This is a genomic window from Nonlabens sp., from assembly GCF_047636915.1.
Lineage (GTDB): Bacteria > Bacteroidota > Bacteroidia > Flavobacteriales > Flavobacteriaceae > Nonlabens.
In genome coordinates this window covers 1-21897 of record NZ_JBLIGN010000045.1, presented here as the reverse complement: position 1 = coordinate 21897, position 21897 = coordinate 1, and the positions used below count along the sequence as shown (strand labels likewise).

Genomic DNA, 21897 nt, shown 5'->3' with positions numbered 1-21897 from the left:
TATACAGACTTTATATTATCGAAACCTAACTTTAATTAATAAAAAATGAAAAAAAATGCAGCTTTATTACTACTCCCTGATAATGAGATCACTATTTGTAAAATGAAAATCAATCTAGCTCAGATCGCCCCCACCCTAACCGTCACCATCAATAACTAAACCTTTTATTAAATACGTATAACGAACAAACATTAATAAACTGCTTCATGTCAAACTAAAGAATAATCGAATGTTTAAATATATTGGAAATCCAAACATTCTTGACAGGACAATTATTAATCCATACCTTTTGTGTTATTCAGATGATACAAAGTTGACATTCCATAAAATTTAATAACCCTGTCAATATATACAAGAAGCGATTTATATTTTTTAGTATAATATTGATCCAAATCTAAATACCCGATTACTAAAAACATCTATTTATTAAATTACATCCTTCATTTGTTGAATTTAAGTAGTAAGTGCCATCCTTGAGATATAATTATTTAGATTAATTTATAACACAGATTGACAAAACATTTGATAGTTTAACATCACCGAAAACAGCCCTGTTTTTTTTGTGCCTAGTTAAGTTATTATCAAGAACGACTGAAATATTTATAATCCCCACAAGGCAGAAACAGTAGAAGCTGAAATGCACTATGCACGGAATATATTGTACACAAAAAAAAACAATACCAGATGGAATGTCTATGCCTAATTGAAATGGATGCCTCGCAGAGCGTTTGTCTTTAAAAACTCATTTATTAATTATGATATTCTTTATTTTACCAACCCAATTTAGACACTTCATTTGCTATTTAAATTTTAAAATCCCCAATCCATCCTATTTATAGTATTGGATATGTTCATATCGTAATTATAGGTCAAGCCATATTTTAAGGGGACTCGTTTATCTTAGTCTTAGAAAACATATAGAATTGAGTTTAGATTTATTAATTAATAGTGTGCATCTTAGAGTACTTTGAGATTACAAAGCATAAGTCTACTGAGAATGGGATTCGGAACCCTCTCATTCAAAAAGTTTTTCCCTACAAATAATAATTGAGGGTTTTTCTCTCAGATGAAAATCTGTATTACCTCATATAAAATTAGACGTTGAACGTTTGTTAATACAAGTAGGATTGTAAAAAGAGATTGGGATTTAATAGCAAAAGGCACTCGTGCAACCCGCAAATTGGACTCTTTTTCAGAAGGTATCTCTTGACACCCGTGCAATTGGTGCCGATCGTTTTTGGGATTATTATAATATCAATGATAGGGTTCTTCACTAACATTACAAAAACCATCTTAGCGATTTTAAAGATCGGATACAAAAAGAACATGCAGAAGATTGGCTACTCTACACAGAGATTATCGGCACTTATTTAAATATGGACAAAACCTCCTTGTCTAGTGGTGCGCTATATACCATCTTAACCAACAAGAATGCTCAGAGTAAAAAAAGGTAGTATAGTTGCTGCTGCATAGGGAACTAGAGCTATTAATGTAATTAATATACTCCCTAAGATCCCTCTAGAGAGACAAATTGTGGCAGAAGAAGTTACAGTTGATACGGCAGGTAGCGTGAATTTAATTGCTAAAAATGTTTTCCTAAAACAGAAATAGTTGCCGATGGGTTTCCTGTCCAAAAATTAGCCTCAGAAGCAGTACGAGAAGAGCGTATAAGATTAAGGTGGGAAATCATAGAGCAGAAAAATAGTGATATTCTAGTGGCTCAGGAGGAAGGAAGTTTATATAAGCATGAACTTCCAGGCAATGGAAGTATGCAGAAACAACTACTCGCTAGAAGCAGGTATTTATTATTCAATTCCAAAACAAGATGTACAGAGAGAGAGCTAAAATTCTATTTGAATTATACACAACCATTGAAAAAGCAAACAATTTAGCGCAAGAATTAAGCTATATTTTTGAAAACAATAAACATAAAGATGTTGACAGATTAAAGTTAGCGCATTGCTATGATAAAGGCCCTTCTCCTCCAAAAGAGGAATCAGACAGTATTCTTTAAAAACTGGATGCCAAAATATATCACCTCGCCAGTCCGGCTCTTCCTAGCTCCACTATAAGAGAATCACAAAAGGCGCCTTCCTCCAGCCCTCCAGTGTTTGCTATCTCGATGGTATACACGTCAACAAAACTTGTTTGATCTGTTATAGAGGTATCTCTTAATGTGTTAAAACTATTCACCAACCTAGAAATAGGCCAGTCTTTCATTTTAATAGAATCTCTGGTGATTTTAAGACCTGCTTTACCATACACTCCTGAAGCAGTACCGCCTTGAATAAAGCCTTTTAAATAACCTGTGTCCACTTCTCTTTTAGGAAAATCTGTGTTACAAGATGTTATAAAAAATGAAATAAAAATACTGACAAATAGGTGTTTCATATGCTGCTCCTAGTTTTAAAATAACGATTGTAAAGTTATTTTATTTTAACGGCTCTCACAACTTAAAATTAAGCCTAAAAACCAAATAACTAATGGATTGATTCAGCTCAACTAATACAAGCATTTTGATCACTAATTCTTGAAGAACTTTTTCACTAATAATCTATTATTATCAAGAATACGAATAAAATAAAGACCTTTATTAAGCGACCCAACTTCTACTGTTTTTGATGTCAACGGGGCATTTAATACACGTCTTCCATTTATATCAAAAACAGAATATGTCATGTTTTCATGAAATGTAGGCAATTGTAGATGTAGTGTTGTACCTACCGGATTTGGATAAATCAAAAGTTCATTATCTTGAGAGTCAACGAGGCTTGCGGTGGTATTAGGCTCGGTAATCGTCATCAAGCGATTTACCGTCTGTCCATTTAAGGTAGATACGGCTCCGGATGGCCAGTAAATTACGATATCTACAATGGTATCTGAAGCCATTCCAAAATGTGCATTGAGAGATCCCATATACCTAAATCCTTCACCACTTCTTATCTCTCTTATCTGTGGACCTAAAATGGAGCTATTTACTTCTATGCGTGCGCCTATGCCATTTTTATTGCTTTGAGTTCCTACCAGTCTGATTTTTAAATAGTTGTTAGTACCTCCATCATTTAAATGTAAGTTGTTAGCATTTAGTACATCGAGGTATCCATCATTATTAAGATCCCCTATAGCTCCGTTTGCTGGTATATTAGCCGTAAATCTGGTAAACGTTCCATCACCATTATTTGCCATAATGTTACCATCTGTTAGAATGTCTATGTGGCCGTCATTATTAAAATCTGCAGGAACGTTTTCAATATCGGTTCCTAATTCGCCTATATCTGGACCCATACTAGCAGTAATATCTGTAAAGGTGCCATCGCCATTATTCTGCATCATTTTATGACCACCATTAGAGAAGCTACTGGCTCCTATAAAAAGATCCATATCACCATCATTATCATAATCAGCCCATGCGGTAGACCAGGTTTGAATAGGATCTGCAAGGTTTACTCCTGGCATCGCTGCAACGTTTGTAAATGTTCCATCCCCGTTATTTCGATGGAGTTCATTAATTTTAGCATTAGTACTACCTCCGCGACATTTTGCTATAAAGAGGTCCATATCCCTATCGTTATCATAGTCTATCCATACGGTACCGTAATTACCACCATTAGCAACGAGACCTAACCCAGTAGGTACTCCATTAGCGTCTGAACCTTGATGGAAATTGAGGTTTCCGTTACCATCGTTTAGATAATACACATTTGGTGCTACGTCATGACATACAAAAGCGTCTAAGTGGCCATCGTTATTGATGTCAATAAAATTAGATCTTTGCGAAAACACATATTCACTGCCTGAAATTTCTGTGAATGCTGTCCCTGTATCATTAGCCTTCATAAAAGTCACTCCACTTCCTCCTCCGTAAAGAAGGTCTGTAAATCCGTTTCCATCGTAATCTGCAGCTGCAAGACTCCAATAGGGTCTATTAGCCACGTTTGATGTCGGTATATTGACGTTATTAAAACCAGTTGCTGTTTGGTAATTAATAGAAATGTTACTAGCACCTACACTTACCGTATCATCGAGTCCATCTCCGTTCATATCTACCGTTGCACGATTGTCGCCTGCGGTTGTCAAACTGTTAATAGTAAAAGCAAATGCCGCAGGTGGCGTAGGTGCGGTGACACTTATTTGAAATTCAAAACCAGCATCACTCCACCTATCGTCCCAAGCAATTAAATAACTCTCTCCAGCTGTAGCAGCAAATGTTACTGTTGAAGTAAAATTATTAGTAGATACGTCATCATTTCCAGTAACACAACTAAGAGACCCACAAGTCCCAGAATACACATGCAATCTCGTATCAGCCCCTGCATTTTGTGACAAATTAGAACTAATTTGTACCGTAAAGTTGGCAGCTGCTGTATACAGATACCATTCTGCATTGTTAGCTGTGTCTGTTGTGCTTGTGGTACAAATAGTGCTGGTTTGAGCCCCATTGATGACCCCTACAGTATAAATTGAATTAGTCACTGGAATTGCATTTAAGCAACTATTACCGTCTTGAGCAGGAACCGCAAGAGCTGTTAAAAATGCTAAGAGACATAAAATGTAGTTGTTTTTCATTTTTATTAAATTTAATTACAATTATAATTTAGTGAATTTATCCAGTCCTCAATAAGTTCCACTGCTTCTTCGTCTTTTACTGTTCGACCTAACAGTGGCATTCTTTCTGATTCGTTATTTGTATTCAATCTGTAATACAAAGTCGATCTTGCTGGTGTACCCGGCCGTATAAGATGGGTTAATCCATTACCTAAATCTTCATCGGGCTCCTCACAAACGCCTATATTCTCATCTGTTCCAGAGCTTGTAAAATCAAATCTTATATCCCGATAGGAACAATGTCCGGTATCTTTGTGACAATGAGCACAATTAATTTCTAAATAACCTCTCACTCGGTTATTGAGTGATATACTAGGGTTTTTCCAATTAGGTAGGGCTGTAACAGTAGCATTTGTCTCTTCCAGATAACCGACTTCTTGCCATTTCGCAAGTTGATTCTTTTCACCATCTTGGTAGCTCATAACCATGTTCATATTTTGCGGCTTTGGTCCAATAGGAAAAGACGTGTCATCGCTTTTATGGCATACACGACATTCCAATAAATTGGGAATGCGGTAGTTTACAGTACGTTGTATTCCGTCCTTTTCAAAATCGACTGTTGTAAAACTACCGTCAAGATCAAGTATGGCCTCCGTCTGAGCAGCGTTCCAAACATAATCTGCAAACTCCCATCCACTGGTCTTTTTAAATAACAACCGAGTTTCAATAATCCGCCTTGTTCTAGACGGTAGAACATTGTCATAATAGAAATTTTTTATGAGTACTGCACCCACTGGAAAACTGAGCAAAGCGTCATCCGTCACATAGGTGGCTTTTTCTCCCTCCGGCATCCAAACAAATCTTTTTTTAATAGAATAATCAGAAAACAATTTATTGATCAAGGAGTATTCTAAGACACCTTGTTCAGGCTCTAGCATATTCAAAGGCGCTTTGAAAAATTGGTAGTCACTTAATTTTTGATATGGTACACTGGCAAGGTCTACAATTACTGGAGAAATAGGATTCTCTATGGGACTATAGTCATCCTTTTCACAAGAAATTGTTAATACAAAAGCAATAAAAAGGAGTGAGAAAATAGTTGAAATACGCATTGGGCTGATAATTAGCGGGAAATATAATTAAAATTAAGAGTAACTGAGAATTTTTTTTATAAAAATATATCTATAGCCCAACCTACAAAAAAGTAAAAGTGGATGTATCGCATAAAAAATCCCGATAAAATGTTACATACACTTCATCGGGACTTCTAACCTTTATCATAGAATATTAAACTCTAATACCTTTGAGTCGTTTCTCAATCTTTTGCTTCTTTACTGTCAGCAGCTTCATAAGATCCATTAACTCCTCGTCTTTCGTTTCTTTGTAAACTTCGTTGATGCCTAGAATAAGCTCTTTAGCTTTTCTTGATGAATGCACTCTGTCACTTGTCGACATATTACTCATCGAAGAACCTAACCATTCATTTGCGTCTTTTATTATATCCATTTTTTTTTATTTAATCTCGCTTTCGCGAAGGCGTACTCATTATAAATTCATTCAATTATCAAAAGGTAGTCAATTTTTCTTTATATCCTAAAAAAAGAGAAGAATTTTCACAAATTCTTAGTATCTGTAATATTCTGGTTTAAAAGGGCCTTCTATTTTTACTCCTATATAATCAGCTTGATCGCTTCTTAACTCCGTAAGCTCAGCACCCATTCTTTCTAAATGGAGCGCAGCTACTTTTTCATCCAAATGCTTAGGTAACATATACACTTCATTTTCATAAGCATCTCTATTATTCCAAAGCTCCATTTGTGCCAACGTCTGGTTGGTAAATGAATTACTCATTACAAAACTAGGATGACCAGTTGCACAACCTAAGTTAACCAAACGACCTTCAGCAAGTAAAATTATGTCCTTACCGTTAATGGTGTATTTATCAACTTGCGGCTTGATCTCAACCTTCGTATCACCGTGCTGCGTATTCAAATAAGAAACATCAATTTCATTATCAAAGTGTCCAATGTTACAAACAATCACTTTATCGCGCATTGCTTCAAAGTGCTCACCACGTATAATGTCTTTATTTCCTGTAGTGGTAATTACTATATCTGCTTTTCCTACCACGTTTTCAAGCAACTTTACTTCAAAACCGTCCATTACTGCTTGCAATGCACATATAGGGTCCACTTCAGTTACTGTAACAATAGATCCAGCACCACTGAAAGAAGCCGCAGTTCCTTTACCTACATCTCCATAACCACATACTACGACGCGCTTTCCAGCTAGCATTGTGTCTGTTGCACGACGTACCGCATCTACTGCGCTCTCACGACAACCGTATTTGTTATCAAATTTAGATTTAGTTACAGAATCATTTACATTAATTGCCGGCATTACTAAAGTACCGTTCTTCATACGCTCGTATAATCTGTGTACTCCCGTAGTTGTTTCTTCAGAAAGACCATTGATTCCTGCTGCAAGTTCTGGAAACTCATCAAAAACCATATTAGTTAAATCACCACCATCGTCAAGAATCATGTTCAACTGCTTGCGATCTTCTCCAAAGAAAAGCGTTTGCTCGATACACCAGTTAAATTCTTCTTCGTTCATACCTTTCCAAGCATAAACAGGGATTCCTGCAGCAGCAATTGCAGCAGCAGCGTGATCTTGTGTAGAGAAAATATTACAAGAAGACCAGGTTACGTCTGCTCCTAGAGCGACAAGTGTTTCAATTAAAACGGCTGTCTGTATGGTCATGTGAAGACATCCAGCGATGCGTGCCCCTTTAAGTGGTTGCACGTCTTTATATTCTTTTCTTAATGACATTAAGCCAGGCATTTCTGCTTCGGCTAGTTCTATTTCTAGACGTCCATACTCTGCAAGGGACATGTCTTTTACTTTATAGGGTACGTAAGGAACTGTTTTAGTGCTCATAGACTTGTTATTTTGTATTTTAAGTCGTTGATCTTATTAGAAATCAACAATTTAAATACCTTTTTTATTTATTAAATTGCGGCTGCAAACTTACAAAAAATCAACCAATTTTTATGCCACTTTTTAAATCCATTAACAACCGTGAAAACACACTGATTTATATCTGGAAAATTACGGAATCAGAAGCTTACTTAAGAACTGATATAGAACTCTCAGAAAACTCAAAAAACAGACTGCTTACTATGAGTTCAGAGCTGCACAGGCGTGGATTTCTAAGTATCAGGCATTTGTTGAATATTGCAGGTTACAACGACCTCGATCTCCATTATTCAGAACATGGGAAACCCCACCTTACCGATCATAAATATATTTCTATTACACACAGTTTTGAATTCACAGCAATTATCATAAGTGATGTTTCTATCGGAATAGACATTGAAAAGCAACGGGATAAAATAAAGCGCATCGCACCTAAATTTATAGGTTATGAAGAAACCTTTATTGCCTCATTAGAAAATCCCGTCAAGGAACTTACGGTAGTTTGGGGCGCCAAAGAATCCATGTACAAACTTTACGGACACAAAGGATTAGGTTTTAAGGCGCACTGTCTCGTAGAAGCTTTTAGTATGAAAAGCGATCAAACGGTGGCACGCCTCGTACACGAAGAAAATAATTTAAAGTTTGATGTGTTTTTTGAAGAAATAGAAGATTTCATGCTGGCTTATGTAATCCCGTCTCGCAATGCGTGAGACTCTTAAAAATATAGAGCAATCAGGTCGCAGTCTTGCTATTTTAATCGATCCTGAGAAAATGAAGGTGGATGCGGTGGCCGCTTTTGCAGAAACAATACCTACAACTGTTTTATTTCTTCAAAAAAACCTGCACATAGATCAATTCTTCTTTTTTGTCGGTGGCAGCACCATGGAAAACACAAATTTTGATCAATGGATTAAAAAACTAAAACAAAACACACCTATACCGATCGTTATCTTTCCTGGCTCCTGTGATCAACTCTCTGAAAATGCTGATGCCTTGTTATTTCTCCATCTTATTTCTGGACGTAATACTGATTATCTCATCGACCAACAAGTGAATGCCGCAAAACAGTTAAAAGAAACTGCTTTGGAAATTATCCCAACTGGATATGTACTTATCGATGGCGGTAAAGAAACGGCTGTACAGCGCATTTCAAAAACGCTGCCATTACCTCAAAACAAGGTTGAAGATATTGTAAACCACGCTTATGCAGCCCAATTAATGGGAAATCAGTTGGTTTATCTTGAGGCTGGAAGTGGTGCAAAGGAGTCCGTCTCTATAGATATTGTGCGTGAAGTAAGTGATCAAATAAACGTCCCTTTGATTGTAGGCGGTGGATTGAGAACTATGGGTCAAATAGAAGCTATTTATGAAGCTGGGGCAAAAATGGTGGTTATAGGAACTGCAATTGAAGAAAATATCAATTGGAATGGCTAGCTTTGTCACGCTATTAAAGAAAATCAAAATGAAAGCATCCATAGAACTGACCATGTCGCCTTTGCAGGACGATTATGAGCAACACATCATAGATTTTATAAAAACATTACGAAATTCAGAATTTACCGTTATAGAAAATCCGCTGGCGACTCAAATTTATGGAGATTTTGTTTCCATGATGGAGTTTCTTACTAGAGAAATGAATTTGAGTATGGAGAAGACTAAAGCTGTTCTTTTTTATATGAAAGTAGTCAAGACAGACCGTCATGATTATGAACCTTTCTTTTAATGGAAGTTTTAGAATTTATTTTCGGACAATACAGGGAATATAGTGTGCCACATATTGTTTTGGAATCTCTAGCGATAATAGCTAGCGTTGTGAGTGTATTATATTCCAAAAACAATAATGTCCTGGTCTTTCCCTATGGAATTATTAGTACAGGAGTTTTCGTTTATTTATTAAATGAATGGAACCTTGTAGGAGATATGATCATCAATATGTATTACTTTATCATGAGTATTTATGGATGGTACATCTGGACTAGAAGTGATGAAAACAGAGGAGTTACTCCAATATCTAGAACCACCTCCAAAGAATGGATGAAATCATCTGCCATTTTCATCAGTTCTGGAATCTTTGTTTACTTCATTTACTGGAAATTTGATCGATTTGAAAATTGGGTAAGTTATCTAGATATTTTAACTACAAGTATCGCTTTTGCAGGAATGTGGTTGATGGCCTTGCGCAAGATTGAATACTGGTTAGTTCTTCTAGTTGCTAATATAATTTCAGTTCCTTTGTACCTATATAAAGGGTATGGATTAACCGCGCTTCTTTTTATATTTCTCTCAATTATTGCCTGCTTAGGCTATCAAGAATGGAAAAAATACCTCGACAAAGAGCCTTTAGCGGCTTAAAAATAGTTATCTACGGACCAGAAAGCACCGGGAAAAGTACGCTAACGCGACAGCTTACAGAATATTTTGAAACGGTAAAAGCAGATGAGTTTGCTCGTGATTACTTACAAGAAAAGTTTGATCAATCAGGTAAACCTTGTGAATATACAGATCTGATCCCCATAGCGGTAGGACAACGCAAAGCAGAAAATAAAGCTGCCGAAAAAGCAGTGAATTATCTTTTTTGCGATACGGATGCTCTGGAAACTTATGTCTATTCTATGGTGTATTTTGATGAGGTACCTGCAGAGATCGAAGATGCCGCTAGAAAAAGCAATTATGCCTTATATTTACTTATGAATGTAGATGTACCCTGGACACCAGACGATCTGAGAGATCAACCAGAAGATCGAAAAGAGATGTTCCAACGTTTTGAGAAAGAGCTCATAGTATTCCAGAAAAAGTATAGCGTCATTAATGGAATAGGCGAAGACCGATTCAAAAATGCCATAGACGCCATACAAAAGTTAAAACACGAATGAAACTTACCTCCATACAAGAAAAACAAATCGCTGATAAAGGAATCTCAAAAGAAACACTTGAGAAACAACTGTACCGATTTAAGAATGGCTTTCCGGGAGTCCTCTTGAACCGTCCTGCCAAAATCAACGATGGTATTGTTCCTATTAAAAAACTAGATGCCGACCGTTTGATCTCCAGTTATGAGTCTTCTCGAGATCAACTGGACATCATCAAATTTGTTCCTGCTAGTGGTGCAGCGACACGCATGTTTAAATTTTTATATGAATTTCTTAACACCTTTAATCAGAACAAACAGAGCATTAACAGTTATATCAATAACAATAAGGCAAACGATCTCTTTACTTTTCTTATAGGCAGACGCGATTTACCGTTTTATGTTGAAATAATGGAATCCATAAGACGGAAAAACTCAGACTGGTTCGCAAAATCAAAAACCGAAAAAGAAACTATTTTTGTCACAGAAGTACTCTCGCCTTCTGGTTTTAACTATGCTGCGATGCCTAAAGGTCTGGTACCTTTCCATAAGTACAAAGACCGCAGTGCCAGCGCATTTGAAGAACACCTCTTTGAAGCATCCATATATGCTTCTAGTAATGGAAAAGCCCGACTACATTTTACGATTGCTCCTGCATTTAAAGATCACTTCACAGCAGAGTTTGATCGTGTTAGAAAGGCCATTGAGAAAAAAACCCAAACCACATTTGATATCGATTTTTCCTATCAATCTTCAGCAACAGACACTTTAGCTGTAGACTCAGAAAACAATCCCATTATTTTTGAGGATGGTACTTTATTCTTTCGACCTGCGGGGCATGGAGCGCTCATTACTAACCTCAACCTACTTGATGCTGACCTTATTTTTATCAAGAACATCGATAACGTAACCATCTCCAGTCTTAACCAAGAGACTTGTTACTACAAAAAGCTACTTGCAGGCTATTTGTTGGAATTGAGATCCAAGACCTTTGCCTACTTAGTCATTCTAGAAAAAAATAATATGGAAGACTCCCTAAAGGAAGAAATTGAAACATTCTTGACGGGACAACTTGCTGCCGTGCTGCCTAAGGACTATTATAAATACAAAACAGAGTACCAACTTGAGCATCTTCATCATCAACTGGATAGACCCTTACGTGTTTGTGGAATGGTTAAGAACGAAGGAGAATCTGGTGGTGGACCTTTCTGGGTACACAATCAGCGAGGTGAGCTTTCCATTGAAATCGTAGAAACAGCACAGATGGACAAGCACGATGCTAGACAGAAAAAGATTGCTAAAGAAGCTACGCACTTCAATCCCGTAGATCTTATTTGTAACGTAAGAAATCATAAAGGGAAAAAATATGACCTTACTAAGTACTGCGATGAAGATACTGGATTCATTACTTACAAATCGCGTCAGGGAAAAGCAATCAAAGCTCAAGAACTTCCTGGTCTATGGAATGGTGGCATGGCCTATTGGAATACGGTTTTTGTCGAGGTACCACTCCTCACATTTAACCCTGTGAAAACAGTAAACGATTTATTAAAATCTGCTCATCAATTGGACTAATGAATACAGAGTTATTACAGAAAGAAATTGACTATAAAGCGGTTGCAAGCAGCGGTCCTGGTGGTCAAAATGTGAATAAAGTTGCCACGAAAGTGCAGTTGTATTTTGATGTCTTGAATAGTCTCGCTTTCGCGAAAGCGGAACACGAAAGAATAAAAGTCACTTTACATCAACAGCTCACCAAAGAAGGAATCTTACAAATCAACTGTCAAGAATCTAGAAGTCAATCTAAAAACAAGGAATTAGTTTTCAAGAAGCTGCTCGCGATATTATCTAAGGCAAGTGTCATTCCAAAACTGCGCAAAAAAAGAATAATTCCGAGATCTATAAAACGCAAGCGTCTCAACAAGAAGAAAAAGCATAGCGAAAAAAAGAAAGATCGTGGTTTTAAGTTTTAGAGGGTCTAAAATGAATGCGAAAATAGAATATGGAGGATGAGCTACTAGTTTGTTTAATAATAGCTGATTGTAAAAAATAAAGAAGACTAATAACATGCTCCTCATTAATAAAATATTAAAAAATGAAAGTTATATCCTATAATGTTAACGGCATCAGGGCCGCCATGAAGAAAGAGTTTATTGCATGGCTTACTGCTGCAAACCCTGATGTTCTTTGTTTGCAGGAAATAAAAGCTCAAGAAGATCAAATAAATAAAGATGCATTTACTGCTGCTGGATATGCCTATCAATATTATTACAGCGCACAGAAAAAAGGTTATTCTGGAACAGCCATTATATCTAAGATCAAACCAGATCATGTGGAATATGGAACCGGTATAGAGACTATGGACTTTGAGGGAAGAAATATTAGGGCAGACTTTGGAGATCTATCGGTAATGTCGATGTATTTACCCAGTGGTACTAACGATGCTAGACTGAGTTTTAAATTTGAATACATGGAGCAATTTCTAGAGTACTCTAAAGAACTCAGAAAAGAGCGTCCTAATTTAGTAGTATGCGGTGATTATAATATTTGTCATAAAGCAGCAGACATTCACGACCCGGAACGTTTAAAAAACACCTCAGGATTCTTACCAGAAGAACGCGAGTGGATGGATCGATTTGTAGCAAGTGGTTTTATAGATGCCTTTAGAGTTTTTAACGATCAACCGGATCAATATTCTTGGTGGAGTTATCGCGGTGGTTCTCGAGCTAGAAATAAAGGATGGAGGTTAGATTATCACATGGTAAACGACACTTTGAAAGATCGTATTAAAAGGTCTGTGATTTTAAGTGAAGCCGTTCATAGCGATCACTGTCCGGTTATGGTGGAGATAGATTAAGTTAAAACCATCGAGATACTACCAGCCCATCTCTGGCAAATTTGGAAAGAGCTTTTTAGTTAATGACCTGTCTTTTCTAAGTAAATCCTCCGAAATGACAGTCGTTTCATGCTAAAGCTACTATTATCTCAGTAAAAAAGAAAAAAGGAACAAGATTAGTATAATATATGAATAGTCCTTTAGATTCTTAATATTTAAAATCTAAAGGACTTTTATCTTTTGGAAAACGAAGCCAAATACACCTTATTTACCGAAAGTGTTGATGTTATAAAAACTAAAACGGCACCGACTTTTCCCAACGCCACAGAGTTTATGTATCCCAGTACCGTAAATTCTATTTTCAAAGGAAATAAAATTGAGTATACTCTTTCTAAGTTTAGATCTAATAATATTAAAATTTCAGCTTCCCTTGATTACGTAAATTATATGCCAAGTTATGATCTAAAAAAAGCACTTCAAATGACTTAGTATTTACTAAATATAAGGATTGTGTTTCTGAACCTAAATCACACTATTTTACCTTAAAGAATCTATTAATAAAAAGAATTCACTTATAAAATAGTACTATTTATTCCTATGTAGATGAATAAAATTTAAGAACAACCTTCCAGCACCACTACAAACTCACCTCTAGGCTTTTTAAGCTCAAAATGTTCTATAGCTTCACTTACTGAACCCCTAAAATGTTCTTCATACATTTTAGTAATCTCACGGGAGATGGAAACCTGTCGCTCATCTCCGTAATGCGTTTTAAAGTCGGCTAAAGTTCTTAATAGTTTGTGAGGTGATTCATAGAAAACGATGGTTCTAGACTCTTCTTTAAGGAATTCCAGACGTTTTTGCCTTCCTTTTTTCACGGGTAGAAACCCTTCAAAAACAAATTTATCGCAAGGCATTCCAGAGACCGTTAAGGCAGGCACAAAGGCCGTTGCACCCGGTAAGGATTCTACTTCTATTCCATTTTCCAGCAACTTGCGTGTCAGTAAAAAACCTGGATCGCTTATTCCTGGGGAACCAGCGTCTGTGATCAATGCCATCGTTTCCCCCGCTTGAATTCTTTTTACGATGTTGTCACTTATTTTATGCTCATTATGCATGTGATAAGAAAGCATTTGGGTGGCAACCCCATAGTGTTGAAGCAATTTACCGCTGGTTCTGGTATCTTCAGCTAGAATAATGTCCACCTCCTTTAATACTTCCACGCCTCGATAAGTCATGTCTTTTAAATTACCGATAGGTGTGGGAACAAGGTAGAGTTTCATGTATATGATTTAGAAAACAAAGATAGAACAGTTAGGATGGAAGAAGTCACTTTAGAAAGCCATCTTAAAGGATCGCATAAAAAAATCTACCAGCAACTAAACTGATGGATATAAATCCTAAGAAAACTCTAATTATCCCTTTGATTTATGATACAAAAATAACTGCAACAATGGTTTTAATATACCCTGTGTAGGCTATGTTTTAAAAAGATGGATACCTATTTAGCTTCTGTTTTCTTTAAAAATTTATACAGCACTTGATGCCCTTTAAAAGTACAATTAAAGTAAAGATCTGAACACTTACGCAATATTCTAGAAGTATATTTGCGTTATGACTAGAGATGAGCAATTAAAAGATAGATGGGTGCGTACGGTAGCTTTTTTTCAATCGCGTTTTGCAGATGGAGACGAGATGGATCTGGATGCAATTTTATTTATAATAGGTGTTCAAGAACTGGGACAGTTGCATCGCAAGTTTCAAAAGGATGAAAAGCTACAATTAATGCATATTGCTATCTGTAGGGTTTTAGAACCTTATGGTTATTATGAATTCTCCCATTATGATGATGATAAGTGGCCACATTACCTGGTTAAGGAAAACTTACCATCACTCAAGGCAGGTGAACAATCCTTATTAATGAAAGAAGCGGTAGTTAATTACATGGTCGCTAGTGAGGTAATAGACTAGATTTTCTTCTTTTCTCGAGTGACTAAGACTACAGCAAAAATAATGACAGCTGTAGCAACTCCTTGCCATATATTAAAGAACTCTCCATCCATAGTTCCCCAGGTTAGTCCTATTACTGGCATCAAGTAAGTCACTGAACTTGCAAACACAGGTGAAGTCATCTGCACTAATTTATTGAACATGATTTTAGCAGCAACAGTTCCAAAAAGACAGAGTACAAAAATATACATAAAGCTCTCTTGCACTTTTGGGCTGGTATAATCAATGGAAGCGCCGTCGGCACTAAAAAACACAATTGTTGCTAAAGGGGCTATAAAGACAAAGTTACCTGTAGCTATAGCAAGCGGCTTGATATTTTGAAGATATCTCTTAATAATATTTACATTACTTGCATAACAAGCACAAGCAATAAGTACCAATCCTGCAAAAAGATAATTTTGCTCTGGATGACTTTCCATTCCTGCAAGAACTAAGCCTATGGCACCAGCTAGTCCGATGATTACTCCTAACAATTGCTTTTTAGAAAATGATATACCAAAGATTAATGCTCCCATAATCAGTGTAATCAAAGGGACGGTAGAGTTCAGAATCGCACTAATGGCACTGTCAATTTCTGTTTGTGCATACGCAAATAAGAAGGCTGGAAAAAAAGTTCCTAAAAGTCCAGAAAGTGCGAGCCATGGCCAGTCTTTTTTACTGGTCGCGGCAAAGGATCTCCATCCTATAGCGATAAGAATAGTCCCAGAAATCATAGTGCGCACAGCGCCTAATTGTAATGGTTGTAATACCAATACTCCATTTTCTTCCCCTAAACCTTTCTTTATCAATATAAAAGAAGAACCCCAAATAAGACTTAGAATGACTAGGTAAACGTACTTTAATTTAGAATTGTCCATGGAATTTAAAAGCGCAAAGGTGGTGCTTTTTTTAAACAAAAAAGCTCAAGACTTTCATCTTGAGCCGCTGTTATGTAGTTTAGAATTAAACTCTACTAAGAGTACCTTTATATTGACCAATTATAGCATCTCCGTTAGCGGTAGAAAGATCAAAGCTTATTGTATATTCAACTCCTGATTTTGTTAAAATTACTTCACCACTTGAGGCTTCTACAGCAGTCCCATTTGAAGCTTGTGGATCGTAGTCTAGAAATATGCCTGCAAAAGAAATAACAAATACATCTCTATTGATATCAAATACATATGTACCGTCAGAAAGATCAGCCATATTATCTGAATTTAAATCTAAATAGACAGCATCTCCTCTTCCTGTGATTTCGTCATTAACGAGATCAATTGTGAAATCGTCGCTAAATAAAGAAATATCAAAATCATAGGACCCATTTCCGTTATCACCATAATCTTGTAAAATCCCTTGAGACAGATTGTAAGCCGTTCCTTGATAAGTAAATTCATTAACAATTGCGACAGGTACAGAATCATCATCATTATCGCATGATGTTGTGAATGTTCCCAGAACAATAATAAAAATTAGGGAAACCAATTTAAAGTTTTTCATCGGAGTTTTTTTTGTTGGTATCAAAAATAAACTAAAAATCGTTTTGATAAAATACCCATTAGTGGGTATTTTATTCTTTCCACCTCAAGGTTTCCATCATTTTTACCATGTCAGTTTTAACATAATCTATGGCTGGTAAGATAGAGTCATAATTAGGTTGTGTATAAAAATAAAGCGACGCAGTAAGAAAGTGCTTGGTACTGTCCGTGACATAAAATTGGGCATTAGAAGCGGCATCACCTTCTATCTCATACATCATCCCGTAGGTATTATTGCTCTTATTCACAAAGGGAAAGTCGGCAATAACGTCTGCTTTTTGATTGTGTTCGTAAGATAATTTCTGTCCATCGATGAGCAGTTGTCTTAAATTATTTTGAACGGGCAGGTAGTTAAGGTATAGTGTAGCATCCATTCCGGGATATTCTATTTTCATAGAGCAATCTCTTTTTGCAAGGACCCGTGTATATTCATTTACATCAAAGGAAAAAGGACAATTCAAATTCTCAGACTTTATATAATTCCCTTTTGGAAAATCTAATGCTAGCTGCCCACTAGGTTTGGGCAAAACTTCTTGTTCCTTGCAGCTACAGACTGCCACAACGAATGTCAATACATATATAATTCTTAAGCTAGTGTACATTTAATTTGTTTAATGCGTTTCTTATCCATGACCTCTACCAAAAAGGTCATATTGTGAAATAGTATCTGATCTAGTTTTCTAGGAAAATGACCTGTTTGTTCTAATAAAAATCCAGCAAGCGTTTCTGATTCCCCTTTTGAAGCATCAAAAGCACTAATATCTTCCTCTTCCAAATCAAGAACTCTATAGAAGTCTTTTAATTGCGTTTTACCTTCAAAAACATAGTTTTTATCATCCAGTTTTGAATAAACAAGGTCTTCCTCATCAAATTCGTCACTTATGTCTCCAACTATCTCTTCAATAATATCTTCTAAAGAAATCAAACCACTCGTTCCGCCATATTCATCAACGACTATCGCAATGTGTTTTTTCTTTTCTTGAAACTCTTGTAAGAGGTCGTCTAATTTTTTATTTTCTGGCACAAAATAGGCTTCTCTTAGTAACTTGGTCCACTCATAGTTTTTACGATCTATATAAGGAAGCAAGTCTTTTACATACAACACTCCTGTTATCTGATCAATACTCTCTTTATAGCAAGGTATTCGTGAGTAACCGTGTTCTATCACTTGAGGTATAATTTCTTTAAAAGGCAGTGTTTCATCTAAAGCAAAAACGTCGGTACGATTACGCATTACGTTTTTGGTGTGTGTGTTACCGAAACTTACAATTCCCTGAAGCAGTTGTTGCTCTTCATCAGTAGTATCGTTTTCATCCGTAAGCTCTAGGGCTTGTGAAAGCTGAGAAATAGTTATCTTGGACTTCTTACTTCCTAGACGTTCTTGAATTTGTAGAGTGACATATCTCATCGGTAAACTAATAAAGCTAAAAAGCCTATCTAGAATACTCAACGGTATGGCCATAAAACTGGCAAAACCCTTTGGATTTCGATTTGCATATACCTTAGGGAATATCTCGCCAAAAAGCAAAATCAAAAAAGTAACGACCACCACTTCAAGAACGAACCTAATATCTAGGTGAAACTGAACTCCAAAATCGACTGCTATAGGCTCAATGTTTGAAAACCAGTTGTCACTCAAGATTCCAAATATTAATATAGAAGTAATATTGATCGTATTGTTAGCTATCAATATAGTAGCCAGCAGCTTTTTTGGTCTATCGAGTAATTTTTTAATCAAACTACGTCTTGGAAACTCTTCATTTTCATTATCAAGTTCTGTAGTAGACAATGAAAAAAAAGCAACTTCTGCACCACTTATAAGTGCGCTACCTATGAGCAGTAAAACAAATACTATTACATATACCAATTGATCTCCACTAGAAATCATTGGAACGTTAAGAAAAAGCAATGGGTCAGGATCCAATTAGTATGAATTAATTCTTTTTGAGTTAAAATGGCAAATCATCGTCTTCATTTACACTACTGCTATCTGGTACGGGCTCGCTATAGGAGTTGTTCCCTTGTGGTTTTTGCTCTGGTAACGTCTCATCATCTGGCTGTTGTGGCTTTTTTACCGTTGTACTTTGGTCTGGTTTCGTAGATGGAGCAGCTTCATTTTTAGGAGTTAAAAAGGTAAACTCTTGGACTTGAATTTCGGTTGTATAGCGCGGTTGACCATCATCTCCAGTCCACTGGCGGTTTTTGATGCGCCCTTCTATATAGACTTTATCTCCTTTTTTAAGGTATTTCTCACAGACTTCAGCCGCTTTATTTCTGACCACACAGTTATGCCATTCTGTGTTGGAAACGCGCTCACCTGTGCTGCGATTAACGTACTCTTCGTTGGTAGCAAGAGGAAATCTCCCAATGCAATTGCCGCCTTCAAAATACTTCATTTTTAACTCATCTCCGGTGTGACCTATTAGAATCACTTTGTTTACTGTTCCTGCCATAATTAGTTTGTATTGAGTTATCTATTAGATTGTATGGTGTTTAAAAGAAGCAACAAAGATAAGAAAAACAGCCAAATCCGTAAAAATTTCAGCTTAATAAATTACAAAATACTTTTAATTTCTGTGCCAGAATTCTTTCATAAATCGATCCATTAAAACGTGCACTGGTTTTTTAAATGCATCGTCGACTAGAATGGCATCTATCAGTTCTTCTTCTACTTTCACAATCCAGAAATAAGCATGAATTTTTCTATGAGATAATTTATGAATAATGGGCTGTTGATTGTATCCGCTTTCGCGAAAGCGAGATCCAGAAGTAACTTCTTTAAACACTTCATGCTCTGTCACTTCATTTGATAACAATGCGCCGTTTGACTCGATATAGGGAAACTCAAAAAGTCCTGCCCAGATACTGCTCGTATCGCGCTGATTCAAAATCGTCTTTCCAGAAGGTGTTTGTATCACTAGGTAATGATGGAAAAGACTTTTTACTTTGGTTTTCTTAATTTTTACCGGCAACTGCGGTACTCTTTCTTCTTGAAAAGCCACACAATCCATTTGAAAAGGACAGGTACAACAATCTGGATTTTTAGGAGTGCATTGCAACGCGCCAAATTCCATTATAGCCTGATTGTGGGTAGCAGGATCTTTAGTATTGAGCAGTTTTGTGGCCAACACCTTAAACTCTTTTACTCCTGCTGGTACATTTATAGGAGTTGCGATACCGTAAATACGAGACAAGACGCGATACACATTTCCATCAACGACGGGAACTGCTTCTTTAAAGGCAAAACTAGCAATTGCAGCGGCTGTATAATCTCCTACTCCTTTTAAATGTAGCAAATCTTTGTAATTATCAGGGAATTTTAGGCCGTCATCGACTATTTGCTTAGCTGCGGCCTGTAAATTTCTAGCCCGAGAATAATAACCCAATCCTTGCCATAATTTTAAGACACTATCTTGCGACGCAGCGGCAAGTTTTTGGACAGTTGGAAAGGTTTTAACAAAACTTTCATAGTAGGGTAACCCTTGTTTAACACGTGTTTGCTGCAAAATAACCTCACTGAGCCATATAAAATATGGGTTGTCGGTATCCCGCCACGGCAGTGTCCTTTTGTTAACCATATACCAATCAATAAGTTGCCTAGAAAAGTCCATAAAATATGCTAAAATGCTGCTTGCAATATATATCTTCTTAAATTTTAATTGATTAGGGATTTCATATTTAGTTTTTTACGGTATCTTTGCGCCCTATTTAATAAACCCCTAATAACATTAAAAATGACTAAAGCAGATATCGTATCTAAAATTTCAGACAAACTGGGAATGGAGAAGACTGATGTACAGGCAACTGTTGAGTCTTTCATGAACGAGGTGAAAGATTCTTTAGAAACTGGAGAGAACGTATACTTACGTGGTTTTGGCAGCTTTATTGTTAAGACTAGAGCTGAAAAGACAGGGCGTAACATTTCGAAGAACACAACAATTAAAATTCCTGCTCACAACATACCTGCTTTTAAACCAGCTAAAGTATTTGTAGACGGAGTTAAATCAAACGTAAAAGTTAAGTAAAAAAATAAGAGATATGCCAAGCGGTAAGAAAAGAAAAAGACATAAGGTAGCAACACACAAACGCAAAAAACGTCGTCGTGCAAATCGTCACAAGAAGAAAAAGTAGTCTTAGACTACTTTTTCCATTTTAAGAGTTCTTTGACATAGGGTTGCAAATGACAACTCGTTTACAGCACAAACATTAAATTGCTTGTGCCACACACTTATAAACATACTTTGCTATTTCTAATCGTTAGAAAAAGTGAGGTTATAAATATACAGGAATTATGGATAAAGAAATTATTATCCGTTCCAGTGCTACAAAAATCGATTATGCGCTTACCAAACACGGTAGACTAGTCGAGCTACATAAAGATGAAGAAGAAAATAAGTTTGCGGTAAGTGACATATTTATTGCCAAGTCACGCAAAGTACTTTCTGGCCTCAACGCAACATTTGTAAACGTAGGCTATGAAAAAGACGGCTTTTTACACTACCACGACCTAGGTGTAAAATACCTTACCCAACTTAAATTTACCAAACAGATTTTGAGCGGTAGACGTAAAAATTTTGCGCTTAACGATATCAAATTTGAAAAAGACATAGAAAAACACGGTGCAATTGAAGAAGCAGTTACACCTACACAGCCTATTCTTGTTCAAGTAGTTAAAGAACCTATTTCTACTAAAGGACCTCGCTTAAGTGCAGAGCTTTCTTTACCAGGTAGATATGTTGTTCTAGTTCCCTTTTCCGATCGCATTTCTATATCCCAAAAGATAGAAGAGAAAGAAGAGAAAAGCCGACTTAAAAGACTTGTAAAAAGCATTAAACCTGAAGGATTTGGCGTTATTGTACGCACCGTCGCAAAAGGTAAACTCGTAGCAGAGCTGGACCAAGATTTACAAAATCTTGTTGAAAAATGGGAAACTATGTGTAGTAAAATACACAAATCAAACTTCCCGACTAAGGTGATGACCGAAGTAAGTCGCACCAATTCCCTTATGAGAGATGTTTTTAATGACACTTACACTTCAATAGTGGTTGATGACCAAGGAGTTTATGATGAAATTAAAAACTATTTAAAAACTATTGCCCCACATAAAGAGTCTATTGTAAAATACCACAACCCAAGAACTTCTGTTTTTGAAAAGTTTGGTATTG

26 protein-coding genes are annotated in these 21897 nt (G+C 36.4%); 14 read left to right on the top strand and 12 right to left on the bottom strand.

Features of this window, described 5'->3' with window-relative positions:
- The first annotated feature begins 1607 nt into the window (after positions 1–1607).
- Positions 1608–1892: a hypothetical protein gene (locus tag ACJAT0_RS08290; protein WP_415181289.1), complete on the top strand. Its 285-nt coding sequence runs from the start codon at positions 1608–1610 to the stop codon at positions 1890–1892.
- A complete protein-coding gene (locus ACJAT0_RS08285) occupies positions 1826–2014 on the top strand; it encodes a hypothetical protein (RefSeq protein WP_415181288.1) in 189 nt (62 codons plus the stop codon). The genes ACJAT0_RS08290 and ACJAT0_RS08285 overlap by 67 nt, the downstream gene beginning before the upstream one ends.
- Positions 2015–2034: 20 nt before the next feature.
- Here ACJAT0_RS08285 and ACJAT0_RS08280 read toward each other — a convergent pair whose 3' ends face one another.
- From ACJAT0_RS08280 to ahcY, 5 genes are all read right to left on the bottom strand, one after another.
- Positions 2035–2391 (bottom strand): hypothetical protein, encoded by a 357-nt coding sequence (locus ACJAT0_RS08280; RefSeq protein WP_415181287.1) that lies wholly within the window; start codon positions 2389–2391, stop codon positions 2035–2037.
- Positions 2392–2523: 132 nt separating this feature from the next.
- On the bottom strand, positions 2524–4566 hold the full coding sequence (locus ACJAT0_RS08275; protein ID WP_415181286.1) for an FG-GAP-like repeat-containing protein: 2043 nt from the start codon (positions 4564–4566) through the stop codon (positions 2524–2526).
- Positions 4567–4577: 11 nt separating this feature from the next.
- Positions 4578–5657 carry a hypothetical protein gene (locus tag ACJAT0_RS08270; RefSeq protein ID WP_415181285.1) on the bottom strand — a complete coding sequence of 360 codons (1080 nt, stop codon included), beginning with the start codon at positions 5655–5657 and terminating at the stop codon, positions 4578–4580.
- Between the two features lie 175 nt (positions 5658–5832).
- On the bottom strand, positions 5833–6051 hold the full coding sequence (locus ACJAT0_RS08265; protein ID WP_374003600.1) for a hypothetical protein: 219 nt from the start codon (positions 6049–6051) through the stop codon (positions 5833–5835).
- 117 nt (positions 6052–6168) lie between these two features.
- The gene (gene ahcY / locus ACJAT0_RS08260; RefSeq protein WP_415181284.1) at positions 6169–7485 is read right to left on the bottom strand and encodes an adenosylhomocysteinase; all 1317 of its coding nucleotides are present in this window, start codon (positions 7483–7485) and stop codon (positions 6169–6171) included.
- A 113-nt stretch (positions 7486–7598) separates the two neighbouring features.
- On the opposite strand from ahcY, the gene ACJAT0_RS08255 reads away from it, so the two are divergent.
- The 9 genes from ACJAT0_RS08255 to ACJAT0_RS08215 all read left to right on the top strand — a co-directional run bounded on the left by ACJAT0_RS08255 (position 7599) and on the right by ACJAT0_RS08215 (position 13697).
- The gene (locus tag ACJAT0_RS08255; RefSeq protein WP_415181283.1) at positions 7599–8234 is read left to right on the top strand and encodes a 4'-phosphopantetheinyl transferase family protein; all 636 of its coding nucleotides are present in this window, start codon (positions 7599–7601) and stop codon (positions 8232–8234) included.
- On the top strand, positions 8227–8958 hold the full coding sequence (locus ACJAT0_RS08250) for a geranylgeranylglyceryl/heptaprenylglyceryl phosphate synthase (protein WP_415181282.1): 732 nt from the start codon (positions 8227–8229) through the stop codon (positions 8956–8958). The genes ACJAT0_RS08255 and ACJAT0_RS08250 overlap by 8 nt, the downstream gene beginning before the upstream one ends.
- 28 nt (positions 8959–8986) lie before the next feature.
- Positions 8987–9247, top strand: coding sequence for a hypothetical protein (locus ACJAT0_RS08245; RefSeq protein ID WP_374003604.1), 261 nt, complete (start codon positions 8987–8989; stop codon positions 9245–9247).
- Positions 9247–9876, top strand: a complete 630-nt coding sequence (gene pnuC, locus ACJAT0_RS08240; protein WP_415181281.1) for a nicotinamide riboside transporter PnuC — start codon at positions 9247–9249, stop codon at positions 9874–9876. Before ACJAT0_RS08245 ends, pnuC begins: the two co-directional genes overlap by 1 nt.
- Positions 9837–10397: an AAA family ATPase gene (locus ACJAT0_RS08235; RefSeq protein ID WP_415181280.1), complete on the top strand. Its 561-nt coding sequence runs from the start codon at positions 9837–9839 to the stop codon at positions 10395–10397. Before pnuC ends, ACJAT0_RS08235 begins: the two co-directional genes overlap by 40 nt.
- Positions 10394–11947: a DUF4301 family protein gene (locus ACJAT0_RS08230; RefSeq protein ID WP_415181279.1), complete on the top strand. Its 1554-nt coding sequence runs from the start codon at positions 10394–10396 to the stop codon at positions 11945–11947. The genes ACJAT0_RS08235 and ACJAT0_RS08230 overlap by 4 nt, the downstream gene beginning before the upstream one ends.
- Positions 11947–12345 (top strand): alternative ribosome rescue aminoacyl-tRNA hydrolase ArfB, encoded by a 399-nt coding sequence (gene arfB / locus ACJAT0_RS08225; protein ID WP_374003593.1) that lies wholly within the window; start codon positions 11947–11949, stop codon positions 12343–12345. The genes ACJAT0_RS08230 and arfB overlap by 1 nt, the downstream gene beginning before the upstream one ends.
- Before the next feature lie 122 nt (positions 12346–12467).
- A complete protein-coding gene (locus ACJAT0_RS08220) occupies positions 12468–13229 on the top strand; it encodes an exodeoxyribonuclease III (RefSeq protein ID WP_415181278.1) in 762 nt (253 codons plus the stop codon).
- 219 nt (positions 13230–13448) lie between these two features.
- Positions 13449–13697 carry a hypothetical protein gene (locus ACJAT0_RS08215; protein WP_415181277.1) on the top strand — a complete coding sequence of 83 codons (249 nt, stop codon included), beginning with the start codon at positions 13449–13451 and terminating at the stop codon, positions 13695–13697.
- 125 nt (positions 13698–13822) lie between these two features.
- On the opposite strand, the gene rsmI is transcribed toward ACJAT0_RS08215, so the two are convergent.
- Positions 13823–14491 carry a 16S rRNA (cytidine(1402)-2'-O)-methyltransferase gene (rsmI, locus tag ACJAT0_RS08210; RefSeq protein ID WP_415181276.1) on the bottom strand — a complete coding sequence of 223 codons (669 nt, stop codon included), beginning with the start codon at positions 14489–14491 and terminating at the stop codon, positions 13823–13825.
- A 331-nt stretch (positions 14492–14822) separates the two neighbouring features.
- On the opposite strand from rsmI, the gene ACJAT0_RS08205 reads away from it, so the two are divergent.
- Positions 14823–15179, top strand: a complete 357-nt coding sequence (locus ACJAT0_RS08205) for a hypothetical protein (RefSeq protein ID WP_374003589.1) — start codon at positions 14823–14825, stop codon at positions 15177–15179.
- Here the strand turns inward: ACJAT0_RS08205 and ACJAT0_RS08200 are convergent.
- From ACJAT0_RS08200 to mutY, 6 genes are all read right to left on the bottom strand, one after another.
- Positions 15176–16075, bottom strand: a complete 900-nt coding sequence (locus tag ACJAT0_RS08200; protein ID WP_374003588.1) for a DMT family transporter — start codon at positions 16073–16075, stop codon at positions 15176–15178. The two genes, ACJAT0_RS08205 and ACJAT0_RS08200, sit on opposite strands and share 4 nt — an antisense overlap.
- Positions 16076–16160: 85 nt before the next feature.
- Complete coding sequence (locus tag ACJAT0_RS08195; protein WP_415181275.1) at positions 16161–16694, bottom strand: hypothetical protein; 534 nt, start codon at positions 16692–16694, stop codon at positions 16161–16163.
- Positions 16695–16764: 70 nt separating this feature from the next.
- On the bottom strand, positions 16765–17334 hold the full coding sequence (gene gldD / locus ACJAT0_RS08190) for a gliding motility lipoprotein GldD (protein WP_374003145.1): 570 nt from the start codon (positions 17332–17334) through the stop codon (positions 16765–16767).
- The gene (locus ACJAT0_RS08185; RefSeq protein WP_415181274.1) at positions 17319–18656 is read right to left on the bottom strand and encodes a gliding motility-associated protein GldE; all 1338 of its coding nucleotides are present in this window, start codon (positions 18654–18656) and stop codon (positions 17319–17321) included. The genes gldD and ACJAT0_RS08185 overlap by 16 nt, the downstream gene beginning before the upstream one ends.
- 25 nt (positions 18657–18681) lie before the next feature.
- Positions 18682–19185, bottom strand: a complete 504-nt coding sequence (locus ACJAT0_RS08180; protein ID WP_415181273.1) for a single-stranded DNA-binding protein — start codon at positions 19183–19185, stop codon at positions 18682–18684.
- A gap of 114 nt (positions 19186–19299) precedes the next feature.
- Complete coding sequence (gene mutY, locus ACJAT0_RS08175) at positions 19300–20343, bottom strand: A/G-specific adenine glycosylase (protein ID WP_415181272.1); 1044 nt, start codon at positions 20341–20343, stop codon at positions 19300–19302.
- A 123-nt stretch (positions 20344–20466) separates the two neighbouring features.
- Between mutY and ACJAT0_RS08170 the strand changes: the two genes are divergently transcribed.
- Positions 20467–20757: an HU family DNA-binding protein gene (locus ACJAT0_RS08170; RefSeq protein WP_104514313.1), complete on the top strand. Its 291-nt coding sequence runs from the start codon at positions 20467–20469 to the stop codon at positions 20755–20757.
- A gap of 266 nt (positions 20758–21023) precedes the next feature.
- The coding region (locus ACJAT0_RS08165) for a ribonuclease E/G (RefSeq protein ID WP_415181271.1) at positions 21024–21897 on the top strand (874 nt) is incomplete at its 3' end.